Source organism: Paractinoplanes toevensis (assembly GCF_018332695.1).
In the GTDB taxonomy this organism is placed as follows: Bacteria; Actinomycetota; Actinomycetes; order Mycobacteriales; family Micromonosporaceae; genus Actinoplanes; species Actinoplanes toevensis.
Window position 1 is genome coordinate 1 of sequence record NZ_BOQN01000123.1, and the last position, 18,106, is coordinate 18,106.

The window sequence follows — 18,106 nt, forward strand, 5'->3', positions numbered from 1 at the left end:
CTTTCCGCGTCGGCCGGTTCTTCCGCGTCGGCCGGGCTCTCGGCGTCAGCCGGGAGCGGGCCGGTGGCCCGGGAGGGCGGCCGGCTGACCACGCGGGTGCGGGACGGGCGGTGGGTCGGCAAGAACGACATCGCGGCCTGGCTCGCGGGGGAGGTGGAGGCGAGCGTGCTCTGCGCGCTCAACCCGGAGGCCTACGCCGGGGAGGTGCCGACCCGGTACTCGCGGCGCGGGCACATCCCGGGCAGCGGAAATCTGCCGGCCCGGTCGCTGACCGGGGCGGACGGCCGGTTCCGGCCCGGCGCCGACCTGCGGGCCGCCCTCGGTGGGCTGGTCGACGACCCGGCCCCGGTGTGGATCTACTGCGGCGGGGGCATCTCGGCGACGGTCGTCGCACTCGCGCTCACCGTGGCGGGCCGGCCGGACGTGGCGATCTACGACGGCTCCCTCGAGGAGTGGTCGGCGGATCACACGCTGCCGCTGGAACTGGGGCGGCCGGCGTGAGCAGCGACGGCGGAACCCAAGCGGCCGGCGTGGGCAGCGACGGTGGAACGCGGGCGGCCGGGCTGGGGGAGGCGGTGCGGGAGCTGGTGGACCGGCCGGAGTTCGCGGTGCTGTCGACCCGTGAGCCGGATGGGACCGCGCAGCTCTCGGTGATGTGGGTCGGGCGCGACGGCGACGATCTGCTGATGGCTACGAAGGGGGCGCGGCGCAAGGTGCGCAACATCCGGCGTGACCCGCGGGTCACCGTGCTGCTGTACGACCGCTCCCGGCCCACCCGGTACGCCGAGATCCGCGGCACCGCCCGGGTCACCGCCGAGGACGCCCGGGCGCTGGTCGACCAGCTGGCCCGGCGCTACACCGGAGCCGACCACCTGGTGGACGACCAGGAGGCCGACCGGGTGGTCCTGCGGATCACCCCCGACCGGGTGCTGTACGTCCCATGACCAGCTGGCTGGCCGGCGCCACCGACCGGGTCGTCGCCTGGGCCCGCGATCTGTCGCCGGCCGCGGGACGGCGGCGGGTGCTCGCCGTCGAGGGCCGGTCCGGGTCGGGAAAGACCACTCTCGCCCGGGCGGTGGCCGAACGGCTCGCCGCGCCCCTGATCCAGATGGACCATCTCTACGCCGGATGGGACGGGCTCGAACAGGGCGTCACGGCGCTGCGCGACTGGGTGCTGGTGCCGCTCGCCGAGGGGCGGCCGGCGGTCTGGCGGCGGTGGGACTGGGCCGGGCACCGGTATGCCGAGGACCATCCGGTGCCGGACGCCGACTGGCTCGTCGTCGAGGGGGTGGGTGCGGGTGGGTCGGTGCTCACGGCGTACACCAGCGGGTTGGTCTGGTTGGAAAGCCCCGCTCCGGTGCGTAAGCAGCGGGCCCTGGCCCGGGACGGGGAGACCTATGCGCCGCACTGGCGGCGGTGGGCCGGGCACGAGGACGCGTTCTACGCGGCCGAGCGAGTCCGCGAACGGGCGGACCTGATCATCGAGAACGAGGAACCATGCACCTCCACCTGAACGGGCTGCGGCAGTCCACCGTCGGGCACACCGCCATCGGGCTGTGGCGGCACCCGGACAGCCAGGCCCACCGCTACCGCGACCTGGGCTACTGGATCGAGACGGCGCGGATCCTGGAGCGCGGGAAGTTCGACGCGCTCTTCGTGGCCGACGCGCTCGGGCCGCTCGACGTCTATCAGGGCAGCGTCGACGCGGCGCTGCGGGACGGCATCCAGACCCCGACCGACGATCCGCTGCTGCCGATCAGCGCCATGGCCGCGGCGACGGAACATCTGGGTTTCTCGGTCACGGTCTCCTCGACGTACGAGTTGCCGTACGCGTTCGCCCGCAAGATGACCACGCTCGACCACCTGACCGCGGGCCGGATCGGCTGGAACATCGTGACGTCCGCGCTGGACAGTGCCGCCCGCAACCTCGGCCTGGACAAGCAGTTGGCGCACGACGACCGGTACGCCCGGGCCGAGGAGTTCATGGAGGTCGTCTACAAGCTGTGGGAGGGCAGCTGGGCGGACGACGCGGTGGTCCGCTCCGACGTCTTCGCCGACCCGTCGAAGGTGCGGCCCATCCAGCACGACGGCATCCACTACCGGGTGCCGGGCATCGCGCTCTCCGAGCCGGGCATCCTGCGTACGCCCGTGCTCTATCAGGCCGGCACCTCCCCGGTCGGCCGGGCCTTCGCGGGCCGGCACGCCGAAGGCGTCTTTCTCTCCGCCTACCTGCCGTCGATGGCGAGGACTTTGGTCGACGGCGTGCGGGCGGAGGCCGTGGCGGCCGGCCGCGACCCGTCGGCGGTGAAGTTCTTCGCGATCGCCACGGTGATCGTCGCCGAGACCGACGCCGCGGCGCGGGCCAAGCTGGCCGACTACCAGAGGTACGCCAGCGTGGAGGGTGCGCTGGCCCGGTGGAGCGCCCTGATGCACATCGACCTCTCCACGCTCGACCTGGACAAGCCCCTGGAATACGTGGAGACCGACGGCATCCGCGGCATGGTCGAGCTGTTCACCACGCTCGACCCGAGCCGCACCTGGACACCGCGGGCGATCGCCGAGTTCGTCGGGGTGGGCGGTGGCGGCCCGGTGATCGTCGGCAGCCCTGCCACCGTCGCCGACGAGCTGGAACGCTGGGCCGCCGAGTCGGGGGTGGACGGCTTCAACATCGCCGACCCGGTGCCCCCGGTGACCTTCCGCGACTTCGTCGACCTGGCCGTCCCGGAACTCCAGCGCCGCGGCCTGACCCGCACCGAGTACGAGGGCGGCACGCTGCGCGAGCACTTCTACGGCCCCGGCGTCACCCGCGTCCGCGACGACCACCCGGCCGCCGCCTACCGCTTCGGCGGCCGGTAGGCATCCTTCGCGTCACCTGCCGAGTGCGACGCTCCGGCGTTGAGCCCGCGGACGGGCGTCCGCACACTGGGGCGGGCGATGACCTGGCCGCCGGCCTCGGGGTCGCTCCACCCGCGTTTCCGGCGGCGGGCCTGGACACGGTGATGGGCGTGCTCTGCGCGATGGCGGCCCGGCGGTACGGCACGAACGCCGTGATCCGGGCGCTCAGCCGGGCCGAGCGGGCTCCGGCGACGATCGCGGCGCTCTAGAGTGGACAGGCACATCGACAATCCCGAATGTCTGACCATGGGGGAACCATGAAAACTCTCGTCGCCACCGTCTCGGCCGTCGCCGTGCTGGTCCTCGCCACCGGCAGTGCCTCCTACGGCCGCGCACCCACCGCCACGGCCTGCGCCGGCCAGATCCTGCCGAACTCCGGGTTCGAGCGTGGCACCGCCGGGTGGACCGCCGGGCCGCGCATCGTCGTGCTCGGTGACCAGGCCCGGCCGGCACACACCGGCCGCGCCTACGCCACCTTCGCCGGCCTCGACGTCACCCGCACCGACCTGCTGCGCACCACCGTCACCGTGCCGGCCGGATGCAACCTGACCGTCGGCTTCTGGGCCCGGGCGACCACCACCGAGACCACCCGCGGCGACTACCTCAACGTGGGGCTGTCGGTGACCGGCACGCCGCCGAAGACCATCTACTCGCTGGCCTTCGACCACTCCGCCCAATGGCAGCAGCACACCAGCGCGGCCGGGACGGCGACCACCGAACGCGCCGCGACGATCAGCTTCTACGCGAGCGAGACGGCCGGCAACGGGACCACCGCGTTCGACGTGGACGACGTGACGTTCACCCTGAGCTGACGCTCCGAGCAGGTCCGCCAGGAGCTTCTCCTGGTGCAGGGCGTCGTAGGTGCAGTGGGCGGTTGTGCCGAAGGTGATGGTGGCCTCGGCACGGACGTCGACCACGGTGGCGCCGCGCGCCCGGGCGTGCCGCAGGGCCAGGCCGGCGCCGCTCACCTTGAGGTTGCGCTGGCCGGCCACCGCGGACACCAGGGTCGCGGCGTCGTGGCCGTGCTCCTCGACCCGGGCGCGGGGCTGCCCGTTCAGGTAGACGTCCACGTACAGAATCTCCTGAGTGTCCAGGTCGAGCAGCGTCGGCACGGCGTACCGCTTGCGGCCGGTCAGGGCGAACGCGTTCACCACCGTGGCCGGGTCGGACCGGGCGGCGATTGGCCGGCCGTGGTCGTCGCCCTGGGCATTCCCTTCCTGCTGGGTGCGGTGCTCGTCACCGTGCGTCGGGTAATTGACGCTGGGCGATGGTGCGGAGCGAGTAGCGTGACGGGCGCATCATCCCGCCGCCGGCGAGAGCGCTGATCGAGGAGCGCCGATGGGGTCCACGTCCGCGCCGACCGGCGACCGCGCGCACGAGGCGCCGGTGGCCGAGCCGCCGGTCAAGGGTGCGGCGGCCCCGGTCGCGGCCGGGCCGGGAAACCTGGCCGTGGCTCGGATGCTCGGCGGCCACAGTGGAGCGCCCGCCGATGCGCCGGTGGAGCAGGGGGTCGACGCCGAGCGTGGGCGGGGCGCCCCGCTGCCCGACGAGGCCCGCGCTGGTCTGGAGCAGCATCTCGGCGCCGACTTCGGCGGCGTACGCGTGCACACCGGGCCCGGCGCCGACGCGCTCAGCCGGTCGATCGACGCCGAAGCCTTCACCACCGGCAGCGATGTCTTCTTCCGGGCCGGCCGGTACGACCCGGACAGCACCGCCGGCCGGGGGCTGCTCGCCCACGAGCTGACCCACGTCGTCCAGCAGACCAGCGGCGCGGCCGGGCCGGGCGGCGGGATCAGCCGGCCGGGCGATCCGGCCGAGCGGCAGGCGGCCGAGGTGTCGCTGACCTACCTCGCGCGCGCCGCGAACTCCGAGGCCGACGTGCAGACGGTCGTGCCGATCGGCCTCCTGCAGGCCGGCGGGAACCACGCCGTCGCCCGGCTCATGCAGCGGGCACCCACTCCGGGGGCCGTGGCGAAGGCACCGGAGCTGGCGCCCGGCCGCAACCTGCAGTGGCTGCGCAGCGGGATGAGCTACCGGTTGCTGATCTCCAAGGCGTGGCTGCTCGGCCAGAACGTCGGCGGCGACGCGGTCCGGATCACCGAGCCGGCCGTGATGACCGCGATCCTCGCCGGGCTCCCCGAGGTGGCGCCGTGGGTGGACCTCGCGGTGCTGGCCAAGCACCCGGCGTTCAACGAGCTCACCCTGCCGGCACCGCTGGACCAGCAGTCGGACACCCTGGTCGTGCCGGTCCGCGACGAGCCGGTCACCATCATCGGCAACCCGCCCGGCGAGGAGATCCTGATCCGGATGGGCGGCCGGGGCGCCGAGGTCTGGGTCGACACCGGACTGATCCGGCGCACCGTGCGGCAGCCCGGCGCTATCGACTTCAGCGACGCCAACTTCTCCGCGCGGGTCTTCGCGGCCCTGGAGGCGCGGCTCGGGCAGCCGATGGGTGCCGACCGCGAAGCGGGCTGGCGGACCGGCTTCTACGCCGACTGGCTGTGGACGCTGCCGGCGCCGGCCGACAAGCTCGAGCGGTCGGCCGCCTTCCTGCTCGAGTCCGACGATCTGGCCGACCTGTTCGGGGCGGACTGGGCGACCAAGGCGGCGAGCCGGGCGAGCGCCGACGCCGGCCGGGTCAAGGGCCACTCCGTGCAGTTGCCGGCCTCGATGAAGGAGGACTGGCCGCAGATCCTGGCGGTGCTGAAGGAGATCGTCGGCCCGGCCGATCCGGCGAAGGCCAAGGACGAGCCGATGGCGGTCTCCGAGCGGGCCGCGCAGCTGCTCAAGCAGATCGCGACCAGCCCGCTGCGCGCCAAGATCATCGCCCGGATGAAGGGCGCCGGCGGCGAGAAGAAGGGTACGAACCTCGGCGACATGCTGGAATCGGTGATCGCCGAGCAGGAGCTGGGCGACGCCCGCAAGCGCCTCGACCTGGGGGACCCGGGCAGCGGCGGCGAGGAACCGGTGCTCAACCGGCCGGTGCACGGCGACATCGTGCTCATGGGCGGGCGGCCGGTGCCGGGCAAGGAGGCGGTCTTCACCTTCCAGCCCAAGGACGAGGTGGACGCGCTGCGGGCGCCGCTGATCCACATCCAGTGGTTCGCCTACCCCAAGGGCGCGCCGAAGATGATCGTCGAGGACGAGAACAACACGTACTCGCCGTTGCGGGCGGACGGGCCGATCAACGACAAGACCTTCGAGGTCACCTTCTCCGACCCGTGGACGTTCGTCATCGAGGCGATCGTCAACCACAACTTCTACCGGACCGCGTCGTTCCGTACCGAAGTGAAGGTCCTCACCGAGGACCAGGAGGTCGACTACCAGGAGAAGGACGCGCTCACCGGTTTCGCCGCGCCCAAGGGCGCGCAGGTCAAGGCGCACAACTTCGACGTGGGCGGACTGTCCGAGACGCTCGGCTCCTACGACGACGGCACCATCACCCGCGGCAAGCTCGACCCGAAGTTCGTACCGGGCAATCTGGCCGACCGGCTCAAGGTGATCGACGGCGAGATCGACCGGGTCGACAAGCTGATGAAGCAGTACGCGAATTCTCCGAGCCCGGACGCGGTCGCCGTGCACAACTGGGCCGAGGACTACCTCAAGACCCTGCGCGAGGGCCGCGGCAAGATCGAGGGGGACGCCAAGGACAAGCAGGTCATCCCGTGCACCGGCGTCTACGTCAGCCGCAGCGGGAAGGCCGCGTCGAAGGCGCTCGACCTGGTCTGCCTGCAGAAACAGACCGACACCGGGTACGAGATCAGCCTGCACGACCTCTCCCAGGTCTACGAGTCCGAGAACTACCACTACGAGGCGACGAGCTCCACCGCCGAGGGAGCCTACGAGGAGATCTTCGTCAAGCACTCGAAGTCCTATCCGGACGGCACGCTGTCCGTCGCCTTCCAGGGCTGGGACGAGAAGAAGCACGCGCCGACCGACGCGTACGTCAAGTTCCGCCTGGTCACCGACACCGTCGGCGGGGACGTCAAACAGACCGTCTTCGACCCGGCGGTCAACCTCGTGGTCAACCTGGCCGCCGCGGTCATGATGGTCATCCCCGGCCTGCAGGCGGCCGGCTTCGCGCTCGCGATCATCTGGAACACCTCGCAGAGCATCAGCGACCTCGAGGCCAAGGCCGAGAAGGGCACCCTCAAGGACAAGGATTTCCTGTACGCCGGTGCGCAGTTCGCCCTCGACGTGCTCCCGGTCATCGGCCGCACGTCGCGCATGGTCAGCCTGGGCCGCAAGGCGTTCTACGTGATCGAGGGCGTCCAGCTCGCCGGCCAGGTGCTGCTGGTCACCGCCCAGGCCGCTGCCGAGATCGAACAGCTCCGCAACGGCGTCATCTCCAAACTGGCCCGGCTGAACGAGCAGATCGACCAGATGACCCGGATCAACCCGTCCAACCCGCAGATCGACGCCCTCCGCAAGCAGCAGGACGAGCTGATCCGCCAGGGCCAGGACGCGGTGATCGAGGTCGGCGGCCGGATCGTGGCGCAGCAGGGCATGATGATGGTCGCCGGGGCGGTCATCCAGCAGGCCGCGATCAAGAAGTTCGGCCTCCGCCTCACCGAGCTGGAAAACCTGGGCCGCTTCGACCACCGCGAGGGTGAGCCGGTCCGCTTCGACTACGCCGAGCGGAAGATCGTCGGCGACCGGCAGACGATGACCGAGGCGCAGTTCGACCACGCCGAGCGGACCGCCATCATGTCCGGGCACCTGGAGGCCACCGTCCCCGACCCGGCGATCCGCCAGAAGATCGTGGAGACCCTGGGCGGCGGGCCGGTCGAGATCGTCACCGGGGCCAAGAAGACCCAACTGACCAACGACAACGGCAAGAAGATTTTGTACGTCGCGGACGGCGCCCGGCCCGACGAGGTGCTGGCGCACGCCGGGGGTTCCGAACCGCACACCACCGTCCCGGCCACCCCGCACGCCGGCCCGGCCACGCCGCAGTTCGGCCTGGACGCCGAGCACACCCAGAAACTGCTCGGCGCCGTCACCGGTGACCAGGCCGCCATGCTGCACGAGTTCCTCGGCGAGGCGGGGCTGCGCAAACTCACCGACACCCAGGCCGGCAACATCAAGTCGTTCGGCGAGGCGATCGAGCGGGCGAAGCTGGCGGCGGGCACCGATCCGCGGGCCGCCGAGGGTCTCGCCCGGATGGGCTCCAAGCAGCACGCCAACCTGGACGCCATGTCGCCGACGAAGATCGCCGACATCCTCTCCACGGTTCCGCCCGGCCGGATGGAACTGTTCCTGCGGGTCCTCGCCGACCCGGACATGCCGCACCCGCGGCAGCTCGGTGAGAACGGGCTCAAGCGGCTGGCCAGTTCGGGGGACGAGCTCGGGTTCATCGGCGAGTTCGGCGGGAAGGCGTACGGCGATCTCCGCACCGACGCCGCGTTCGCCCCGCTGCTCGCCAAGCTGCACGACCTCGAACCGGAGCAGGCGGCGGCGCTGGTCGACGCCGTCCGGGCGGCCAAGGGTAAGGCCCGCCTCCAGGCCGTCGGCATCGAGCCGCCGGTCCGGGCACCCCGGCGGGCGTCCGGGAAGGTCGCCCCCAACAAGGCGCTGCCCGGCTGGGACGAGCACGTGCGCAAGGCCAAGGAGTTCGCCGCCGCCCACGACGGGCAGCTCGACCGCAACGGGCGGCCGTACACTCCGGACGACGATCAGATCGAGATGCTCGCGACCATGTACCAGGTGCGGGAGAACGCCCGGATCAACCGGTCGCTGTCGCACGAGCAACGGGTCCAGATGCTCGACGAGTTCGACCAGTTGGGCCGGGAGGCCGGCCTCCAGACGACCTGGATCAACAACCTGCGCGGCAACATGAGCGAGGTCCTGTTCGCGCCCAACGTGGGCGCCAACAAGACCCGGATGCCGCACCCGGACGGCGGGTTCACGATCCTCGACTACGCCTTCGAACCCGGTCAGCGTCCGGGCTCGTCCACCGGGCGCAAGGAGTGGGTCGAGCAGAAATCCGACCTCATCACGGCACCACCCGGGTCGGACGAGGTCTTCCGGCCGGCGGTCGGGCGGGCCCGGCGCTACGCCGAGGACGCGGCGCTGGACCTCAAGGCGATCGAGCACGGGGGCGGCACCAAGGGCGACACGATCCTGATCGACTTCGTGCGGCGGCCGGGCAACGCGGCCACCGAGAAGGCGATGCTGGCCCAGCTGTTCGGGCCGGCCAGCCCGATCCAGGCGGTCAAGTTCGCCGACGGCGCCTGGATCGAGCGGTCGGCCTGGCTGGCGGCCAACCCGTAGATGTGGGGTATTTCGGAGCGCCCGCCGTTCGCTCGTGCAGCCTTTCGTGCATCCCTCCTATGTGGTCTTGCCGGGGTCCTGGCCGCGGTCGATGCTGGGTGCCGGTCGCCGGGGCGGCGGCGGATCGGATGACGGGGACCGGATGACGTACGGGCTGGGCGTGGACCTCGGTACCACCTGGACCGCGGCCGCCGTGCGGCGGGGTGAGACCGTGGAGGTCCTGCGGCTCGGCGGGCGGCGGCCGGAGATCCCGTCGGTGATCTTCCTGGCCGCGGACGGCGCGGTGGTGGTCGGTGAGCCGGCCGTGCGCCGCGGCGAGCAGCAGGCCGGCCGGATGGCCCGGGAGTTCAAGCGGCGGATCGGTGACCCGGTGCCGCTGCTGGTCGGCGGGTCGCCCTATCCGGCGCACGCGCTGGTCGCCCGGCAGCTCGAGCACGTGCTGGCCGTGGCCGCCTCCATCGAGCAGGGGCCGCCCGATCTGGTGGTGCTCACCTGCCCGGCCAACTGGGGGCCGTACAAACGTGACCTGCTGGAACAGGCGGCGCGTCTGGCCGACGCGCCGCGGGTGGTGCTGCGCAGCGAGCCCGAGGCGGCGGCGGTGTCGTACGCGGCGAGCGAGCACATGGCCGACGGTGACGTCGTGGCCGTCTACGACCTGGGCGGCGGCACCTTCGACGCGGCCGTGCTGCGACGCGGCGCGGGCGGGTTCGAACTGCTCGGTGCGCCGGAAGGGATCGAGCAGCTCGGCGGAATCGACTTCGACGAGGCGGTCTTCGACCACGTGACCCGGGTGCTGCCGGACGACCGGCTCGCCGGGGACGATCCGGAGCTCGTCGCCGCGCTCACCCGGCTGCGGCGGGACTGCGTGGACGCCAAGGAGGCGCTCTCCTTCGACACCGAGGTGATGATCCCGGTGGCGCTGCCCGGTCTGCACACCCGGGTGCGGCTCACCCGGCTCGAGTTCGAGGCGATGATCGCGCCGGCGCTGCACGAGACGGTGCGGGCGCTGGGCCGCGCGCTGCGGTCGGCCGGCGTCGAGCCGGAGCGGCTGCGGGCGGTGCTGCTGGCCGGCGGGTCGTCGCGGATTCCCCTGGTGGGGGCGCTGGTGGGCACCGAGTTCGGGCGCCCGGTCGTGGTCGACCCCGACCCGGAGCACAGCATCGCCCTGGGTGCGGCCCGCCTGACCGACGCCGCCCCACCGGCGCCACCGCCGGTCGCGCCGGCACCTGTCCCCGCTCCGGTACCGAAACCGACACCTGTCCCGGAGCCCACGCCGGCCCCGCCCGTTTCGTCCGCGCCGCCGGCCCCACCGCCATTGCCGCCGGCCGAGTCGCCGCCGGCCGAGTCGCCGCCGGCCGAGTCGCTGCCGGCCGAGACGCCGGCGCCCGCCGAGCCGTCGCGCGCCGGTGCCGGCCGGCGACGCGTACGCATGCTGGTTGCGGGTGTTGCCGTTGTGGTTGTTGCCGTCGGTGTCTCGATCGCCGTGCGGCTGCTGCGCACGGACGATGGAACCGCCGCCAAGCCCCCGGCGAGTGCCGGCGCCAGCGCGCCGGGCTGCGGCTTCGTCGAGGACTTCACCGGTACGACCGTCGACGCCGCCTGGGAGCGTAACCGGGCGGATCTCGGGATCACCGTCAGCGGTGGGGTGGCCGACCTGGACGCGCCGAACGGCACCGACATCTACCAGACCAACGTCACCGCGCAGATGCTGCTGCGGCCGGTCACCGGCGACTTCGTGCTGGAGGCCGTGATGGAGGTGTCGCCGGCCGTGTTCTACCAGGGTGCGGGGCTGCTGCTGTGGAACAGCCCGGTCAGCTACGTGCGGATCGAGCGGGCCTTCGGCGAGACCGGCACCATCGGGTTCGAGTACCGGGACGGCGGGCCGCACCAGTGGGTGCACGGGCCGCTGCCCAGCCAGAAGCCGATCAAGGCCGGCGCCACCCGGCTCGTGGTCCGGATGGCCCGGTCGGGCGGCACCATCACCGGGTCGTGGCGGCCGGCCGACCGGGTCGAATTCACCCAACTGGCCACGGTCCGGATGAAGCTGCCGGAAACCGTGCGGGTCGGGGTGTCCGCGCTCAACCGTGCCCAGTTCGGGGCGAAGCCCACCCCGTTCCACGCCCGCTACGACCGGATCTCCGTGACCTGCTGAGGCCACCGGCCGGGTCGGGGGCCTGGATCACTCCCGGATCGCTACCGAAAAGCTCATGGTTTCGCGTCTCCGGCCGAATGAATCCTCGACCGGATCCCCCCACCGCGAGGTGTCTCAACCATGATTGCGTCGGCCTCTGTCGCCACCGAACTGCCCGCCATCGGCGCGCCGATGTTCCTCGTCCTCGGTGAGGGAGTGAACTTCCGGTCCCGCCTCGAGTCGGTCGACGGCGATACCTTCACCGTCGCCGCCCCGCTCGAGACGGCCGGCCCGGCCGCGATCACCACCGGGAGCGAGTTCGACGTCTTCTGGGCGCCGCCGCGCACCCGGATCGTGCTGCCCAGCCGGCTGGTCGCGATCTCCGACGAGGCACCGTTCCGGTGGATCCTCGCCCCGGTCGAGGCCCCGCGGCAGAGCAACCGCCGCGAGTACGTCCGCGGTGGCGGCGGCGCCGCGGTCCGGCTCGCGACCGGCGAACGCCAGGTCGAGGGCGCCCTGCTGGACATCAGCGAGGGCGGTCTGCGCTGCTGGATCGACGAGCCGGTGCCGCTGAGCCCGGGCGACCACCTGCGGGTCGCCGTCCGGCTCGGCGACCTCGGCGACGTCGAGATGAGCGGCACGATCCTGACCGTGCGCGAGGCCCCGCACGGCGATCCGGGCCGGCACGTCGTGCTCACCTTCAACACCGAGGAGAGCCTGGCCCAGGTCATCCGGCTCTACGTGATGACCTGGGAGATCAACGAGCGCCGGCTGCACCAGGAAGCCGCCTGATTCGATGAGGGGCCTGCGGCGGGATCCGGTGCTGCTCGCACTGTTCGCCGTCACCCTGCTCAGCTTCGTACTGTTCGGGGCGTTCGAGGGCGACCCGGTTCGGCAGATCCAGGTGCTGTGGGCGGCCCAGGTGCCGATGGACGCGGCCCTCGCCTACGGTGCCTGGCGGCTGCGGGCGCTCGCCCCGCAGTACCGGCGGTTCTGGTCGGCGATCGCGTTCGCCGGGTGCTCGTTCACGGTCGGCGACAGCTTCCAGGCCCTGCACGTGCTGTTCGTCCCGGCCGGGGCGTCGGTCGACGGCGGCACCGTGCAGTCCGCGTTCTTCATCGCCGGGATGTTCAGCAACGTCCTCGCCTGCCTGCTCTTCCCGCAGGGCTTGAAGTCGGCCCGGGAGAAGCTGGTGTTCTGGCTGGACGCGACGACCGTGCTGGTCGCGGGCGGCGTGATGGCCTGGTGTTTCGCGGTCAACCCGATCGACGAGCAGCTGGACCGGGTCACCGCCAGCATCACCGCGGCGCTGGTCGTGGTGGGCGCGTTCTCGGCCACCAAGGTGGCGCTGGTGCCGCGGCCGCCGATGGCCCGGTTCGCGGCGTGGCCGATGGTCGCGGCGCCGGTTGTGCAGGGCATCGCGGCCTTCCTGCCCGGGCCGTTCCAGCAGCACGACCGCTACTACGTCTTCATGGTGCTGCTGCTGCCCTCACTGCTGATCGCGGTCGGACCGCGGATCCAGGAGGTGACGGCCCGCATCGACGGTCCGGCGGGGACGGCGCGGCGACGACCGTACAGCCTCCTGCCGTACGGAATGATTGCTTTGACCTTTGTCGTTTTTATCCTGGTCCTGCCGGAGCACACCTCCGCGCGGCTGTGGGGTGCGACCGCCGGGGTCGTGGTGATCACCGCGCTGGTGGCGGGCCGGCAGCTGATCGCCTTCCAGGACAACGTGATGCTGGTCCGGCGGCTCGACGTCGCGGTCGACCGGCTCACCGACCAGGAGACGCGGCTGCGCGAGCAGGCCTCCACCGACGGGCTCACCGGGCTGGCCAACCGGTCCCGGTTCACCGAGGAACTCCGCCGGACGCTCGCCGGCCGGCCGGGCACCGCGGTGCTGCTCATCGACCTCGACGACTTCAAGACGGTCAACGACACCATGGGCCACGCGGCCGGCGACGCGCTGCTGGTCGAGGTGGCCGCCCGGCTGAGCGCGGCGGTCCGCGACGACGATCTGGTCACCCGGCTCGGCGGCGACGAGTTCACCGTCCTGCTGCCGGCCGGCGGATGCGACGGCGCGATGCGGATCGCCGAGGAGATCCTGCGCCGGCTCGGCGAGCCGATGACCCTCGAAGGACGGATCATCACCACCCGGGCCAGCATCGGCGTCGCCTGCGCCCGCCCCGGCGACGAACCGTCGACGCTGCTCAGCCAGGCCGACATCGCGATGTACGAGGCGAAGCGCCGCGGCAAGAGCACCTGCGTGCACTACAGCGACGAGATGGGCACCCGGATCGCCGACGAGGACGAACTGGTTCGGGAACTGGGTACGGCGGTCGAGGCCGGCCAGTTCACGCTGGTCTACCAGCCGATCGTGCGCCTCGGCGACCAGCGGATGACCGGTGTCGAAGCCCTCATCCGCTGGAACCACCCGACCCGCGGCCCGGTCCGGCCGGACAACTTCATCCCGCTCGCCGAACGCTCCGGGCACATCGTGTCGATCGGCGGCTGGGTGCTGCGCGAGGCCTGCCGGCAGGCCGCCCGGTGGCGCGCCGAGTTCCCCGCCGCCCACGACCTCACGGTCAACGTCAACGTCGCCGGCCGCCAGTTGCGCACCGGCGGCTTCGTGGCGGAGGTGGCCGCCGCGCTGTCCGACGCCGGCCTGCCGGCGAGCAGCCTGTGCATCGAGGTGACCGAGACCGCGGTGCTCGACGACGAGGAGTCGGCGGAGGCGATGCTGCGGCTGCGCGGCCTCGGCGTCCGGCTGGCCCTGGACGACTTCGGCACCGCGGCGTCCTCGCTCGGCCTGCTGCTGACCGTCCCGGTGACCACCCTGAAGCTGGACCGCTCGTTCGTCGAGTCGATCACCACGGCCGGCCGCCAGGTCGCGGTCGCCACCGCGGTCAGCCAGATGGCGACGGCGCTGGAGTTCTCCTCGGTGGCCGAGGGCATCGAGACCGACGAACAGCGCGAGCTGATCCACCGCCTGGGTTACCAGTACGGCCAGGGCTACCTCTTCGACCGCCCCCTGCCGCCCGGCGAGGTGGACCGCCGCCTGGCCGCGATGACCGCGGAAAGCCGAGCATCGGTTGCCTGACTGACGAACCGGCCGGGGCCGTGGTAGACCGAGCCATGACCGGGTACGTCAGGACGGAAAGTGCCGAGTGGACCGAGTTGCGGGTGCACGGGGTCTCCGGCACGCCGCCGGAGAGCATGCTCGAGCAGCTCGGCGTACGCCGGGTCTCGGGTGATGCGTCGAGTGGCTTCTACCGGCGGGTGTGGCCGGCCGAGTCCGCCGCCGGCGACAACGGCACCGACACGCTCGAGGCGTACTCGTGGGGTGGTCTGACCTCGGGCGCCAAGCTGCGCGCGCTGTGGTTGCTGCTGATCCCGTTCCTGCTGGTGAACGTGGCTTTCTACGCCCGCCCGGCGGACCGGCGCGGAGCCCTCAAGACCTTCGGTGAGCTGGTTCAGCGGCTGTTCGCGCTGACCATCACGGGCACGCTGGTGATGGCCCTGGTGAACGTCTCGATGGACTTCGGCGGCTGGCAGTGCGGCGATTCCTGCCACACCGGCTGGCTGGGCTTCCTCTCCTGGTCCTGGCTGGACGGCCCGGACCGGCGGATCGCGGTGCTCGCCCTGCTGCCGCTCGCGGTGATCGGGGTGCTGTGGCGACTCGCCCAGCGCTCGTGGTGCGACAACGAGGCCACCCCGGTCCCGGAGGCCGACCCGGTCGGTCAGGTCTCGCTGCTGGAGAACCGGCACATGTGGAACAGCGCCCGCCCGGTGCGCCGGCTGCGGGCCGTCCACGTCAGCGTGGCGCTCTGTCTGGTCGGCATCTTCGCGCTCGCGCCCTTCGCCCGCGACTGGCCGTCGTTGCACGCCGGCACCGCCGTGTCCGGGCCGAAACTCGGTGCCGAGATCCTGCTCGCGCTGACCCTGCTGCTGGCCGCGGTCAGCCTGGTCCTCGCCGGCCTGCCGAGCATGTCCGACCGGCCGGGCGCGGAGGATCCCACCGCGGGCACCGGGCCCACGGTGGCAGACACCGCGGCGGACCGGTGGCGCAGCCGGCTCATCGGCGCGCTGCCGTGGGGCGTACTCGTCGTGGTCGTCACGTCCTTGATCTGGATCTTCTTCGCCCGGCCGGCGGTGACCGGCAGCCCGGGCGACCCGCGAACCGTGCTGCCCTGGTTGTCCTACGCGATCAACGTCAGCATCGTCAGCCAGGCCGTGCTGCTGATCGTGATGGTCGGGGTGCTGCTGGCGATGCGGCCGAAGCAGCCGGACCGGGCCACGCCGCCGGCCTGGGGTGGCTTCGCCACGGTGGTGCTGATGCTCTTCGGCTCGGCGCTCAGCGGCACCTACGCGGCCGCCATGGTGCTCGCGGTGGCCCACCTGATCGGCAAACCCCAGCCCCGCCAGCAGGGCATCGACCCACTCGTCACGTCGTTGCCGTACTTCTGGGCGGCCGCCCTCGCGGTGCCCGTCGCGGTGGCCGCACTGGTGTTCGGTCTCCTCGCCTTCTGGCGGCTGCGCCGCTCCGCCCGGACGACGCTGCTGCCGTCGGTGACCGCGACCTACGTCGACTCCCGGCCCGGCCGGGAGGCGCCGCCGAAGGTCCGCGAGGCCGCGGCGGCGCGGGCCACGGCCATCTCCCGGACCTGGGCGACGGCCACCCTGGACGACACCGTCCGCCGGTTCACCGGCTGGTTCGTCGGCGTGACGATCGTTCTCATCGCGGGGGCGTTCGTCTGGTTCCTGGCCGACCGGACCACGATCACCGACGCCTCGTTCCCGCGGGCGCTGGCCAACGTCGGTGACTGGCTGGTCGGGCTGTTCGCGGCCGGACTGCTCTACGTGGGCCGGCAGACCTACCAGAACGCGAACACCCGGCGGCTGGTCGGCGTGATCTGGGACCTCGGCACGTTCTGGCCGCGGGCCGCCCACCCGCTGGCCCCGCCGTGCTACGCGGAACGCGCGGTGCCCGAGCTGATCAACCGGGTCGGGTTCCTCACCTCGACCGGCCGGGTCATCCTCTCCTGCCACTCCCAGGGCGCGGTGATCGGCGCGGCCGTGGTCAACCAGCTGACATACGCCCAGAGCGGCCGCGTCGCGTTCCTCACCTACGGCGCCCCGCTGCGCCGGCTCTACGCGCGCTTCTTCCCGGCGTACTTCGGCTCGCCGGTGCTCGCGCGCACCGCCGGCCTGCTGCTCTGCGGCCGGGCCGATCCGGACCACGAGATCGTGCCCTGGCGCAACCTGTTCCGGCGCAGCGACCCGATCGGCGGCGGGGTGTTCGGCGACGACGCCACCGACCGGGTCGACGAGCTGCTGGTCGACCCGGCGTTCGCCAAGCCGCCCGGCGACATCGCGTATCCGCCGACGCTCGGGCACTCGCACTATCCGGACGACCCGGGCTGGCCGGACGCGGTGGCGCGGGTCAAGGAGCTGCGACTGCGGTGATCAGGCGGCCCGGGCGATGCAGATGCGGGCACCGAGCCGCGGCCCGGCCTCGTAGAACATGTACTGCGCGCCGCCGTCGGTGCCGAACGACGGCGCCGCCGCCCGGCCGTTGTCCGAGGCCGCCGGGGTGTAGAAGACGCCCAGGTGGTTCTCCCGGTCGAGACCGGGCCCGACCTCGGTGATCCGCATCTGGCCGTCGTTGCCGTGGTACGCCACGTAGACCGTGCCGTTGCGGAACACCAGCGACGGGCCGGAGATGTCGGTGAGCCCGTCCGGTTCCGGGTTCACCAGCGGCGTCTGGGCGAACTGCCACTGGTCCCACCCGTTCGGTGACCAGCCGTGGTAGATGCGCCGCTTCCCGGCGAGCACCCCCATGTAGACCATCGTGTATCTGTTGGCCCGGCCCGGGATCACGTGTTCGAACACCCGCGCGTACGAGGTCTCGGTGAGGCCGGGCACGAGACGCGTACTCAGAATGGGGGTCTCGTCGCGGAACGAGAGGCCGTCGGACGACCGGGCCACCCGGGTCGTGGTGTTCTCCCCGTGGAAGTAGAGGAAGAACTGCTTGGTGGCCGCATCCCAGGTGACGTGCGGTGACGACACGTGCGAGACGGTGGTGCCGGGCAGCACGTTGTCGATCACCGGATTGTTCGAGTACTCGGAGAACGGCCCGTCGAGCGAGTCGGCGCCGGCGACGCAGATGCCGCCCGGCTTCTCGTGCGGCGCGTAATACAGGTAGTAGCGGCTGCGCGCGCCGCTGACCTTGTCGTAGACGCCGCGGATGCAGGGAAAGATGAACTCCCCGGTCGGGTTGTAGCGCAGCGGCGTCTTGAGCGCGTCGCGCAGATAGGTGTAGGTGGGCAGGCCGGCCGGCCCGGCGGCCCGCGCGGCGGCGGGCAGGCCGACACCGGCCAGGCCGGCAACGCCGGCGAATCCGCGGAGCAGGGAGCGTCGTTCCATCGGGAGAACCTCCAGGGCGACGAGGAGATCCGGCGCGGGGGACGACCGGCGCCGGCGGGGATGCCTCGAAGTCTCATCGGTGCGATCGATGGTGGTCAAGGTGCTAATACCTATTAGTGCAGGAGGTTCGCCGGAGCTGGAGGTCCAGTGCCGCTCCGCTTGCCGGCGGATGGCAAGCTCTTGTCCCGTGACTGATCATCTCGTGGAGGCTCGCCCGTGAGGGCAGTCATCGTCGCGGCCGCGGTCGCGTTCATCATCTCCCTGTTCGGCACCCCGGTGGCGATCCGGGTCTTCACCGCGCTCAAGGCCGGTCAGCCGATCCGATCCATCGGGCTCGCCTCCAACGTGGGCAAGAAGGGCACGCCCACGATGGGCGGTGTCGCG

At 72.0% G+C, this 18,106-nt stretch carries 12 protein-coding genes and 1 pseudogene; 12 read left to right on the top strand and 1 reads right to left on the bottom strand.

Annotated elements, in window-relative coordinates; all coding sequences use genetic code 11:
- The 11 genes from Ato02nite_RS42000 to Ato02nite_RS42050 all read left to right on the top strand — a co-directional run.
- A partial coding sequence (locus Ato02nite_RS42000) for a sulfurtransferase (protein WP_281419891.1) occupies positions 1 to 501 on the top strand: 501 nt, incomplete at its 5' end.
- The gene (locus Ato02nite_RS42005) at positions 498 to 944 is read left to right on the top strand and encodes a PPOX class F420-dependent oxidoreductase (RefSeq protein ID WP_246608037.1); all 447 of its coding nucleotides are present in this window, start codon (positions 498 to 500) and stop codon (positions 942 to 944) included. The genes Ato02nite_RS42000 and Ato02nite_RS42005, both read left to right, overlap by 4 nt.
- Positions 941 to 1,513 carry a nucleoside/nucleotide kinase family protein gene (locus Ato02nite_RS42010; protein ID WP_213012296.1) on the top strand — a complete coding sequence of 191 codons (573 nt, stop codon included), beginning with the start codon at positions 941 to 943 and terminating at the stop codon, positions 1,511 to 1,513. Before Ato02nite_RS42005 ends, Ato02nite_RS42010 begins: the two co-directional genes overlap by 4 nt.
- Entirely contained in the window at positions 1,498 to 2,856 is a 1,359-nt protein-coding gene (locus Ato02nite_RS42015; RefSeq protein WP_213012297.1) for an LLM class flavin-dependent oxidoreductase, read from the top strand. Before Ato02nite_RS42010 ends, Ato02nite_RS42015 begins: the two co-directional genes overlap by 16 nt.
- 23 nt (positions 2,857 to 2,879) lie before the next feature.
- Positions 2,880 to 3,104, top strand: a complete 225-nt coding sequence (locus tag Ato02nite_RS42020) for a hypothetical protein (RefSeq protein ID WP_213012298.1) — start codon at positions 2,880 to 2,882, stop codon at positions 3,102 to 3,104.
- 48 nt (positions 3,105 to 3,152) lie between these two features.
- A complete protein-coding gene (locus tag Ato02nite_RS42025; protein WP_213012299.1) occupies positions 3,153 to 3,707 on the top strand; it encodes a hypothetical protein in 555 nt (184 codons plus the stop codon).
- A 526-nt stretch (positions 3,708 to 4,233) separates the two neighbouring features.
- The gene (locus Ato02nite_RS42030; RefSeq protein WP_213012300.1) at positions 4,234 to 9,168 is read left to right on the top strand and encodes an eCIS core domain-containing protein; all 4,935 of its coding nucleotides are present in this window, start codon (positions 4,234 to 4,236) and stop codon (positions 9,166 to 9,168) included.
- Between the two features lie 142 nt (positions 9,169 to 9,310).
- Complete coding sequence (locus Ato02nite_RS42035) at positions 9,311 to 11,320, top strand: Hsp70 family protein (RefSeq protein WP_213012301.1); 2,010 nt, start codon at positions 9,311 to 9,313, stop codon at positions 11,318 to 11,320.
- Between the two features lie 120 nt (positions 11,321 to 11,440).
- Complete coding sequence (locus Ato02nite_RS42040; protein WP_213012302.1) at positions 11,441 to 12,091, top strand: PilZ domain-containing protein; 651 nt, start codon at positions 11,441 to 11,443, stop codon at positions 12,089 to 12,091.
- A gap of 4 nt (positions 12,092 to 12,095) precedes the next feature.
- Positions 12,096 to 14,396, top strand: a complete 2,301-nt coding sequence (locus tag Ato02nite_RS42045; protein WP_213012303.1) for a putative bifunctional diguanylate cyclase/phosphodiesterase — start codon at positions 12,096 to 12,098, stop codon at positions 14,394 to 14,396.
- Between the two features lie 35 nt (positions 14,397 to 14,431).
- Positions 14,432 to 16,762 (top strand): hypothetical protein, encoded by a 2,331-nt coding sequence (locus Ato02nite_RS42050; protein ID WP_213012304.1) that lies wholly within the window; start codon positions 14,432 to 14,434, stop codon positions 16,760 to 16,762.
- On the opposite strand, the gene Ato02nite_RS42055 is transcribed toward Ato02nite_RS42050, so the two are convergent.
- The gene (locus tag Ato02nite_RS42055; protein WP_213012305.1) at positions 16,763 to 17,722 is read right to left on the bottom strand and encodes a glycoside hydrolase family protein; all 960 of its coding nucleotides are present in this window, start codon (positions 17,720 to 17,722) and stop codon (positions 16,763 to 16,765) included.
- A 216-nt stretch (positions 17,723 to 17,938) separates the two neighbouring features.
- Here Ato02nite_RS42055 and Ato02nite_RS42060 point away from each other — a divergent pair.
- Positions 17,939 to 18,106: pseudogene (locus tag Ato02nite_RS42060) on the top strand (phospho-N-acetylmuramoyl-pentapeptide-transferase); the annotation flags it as partial.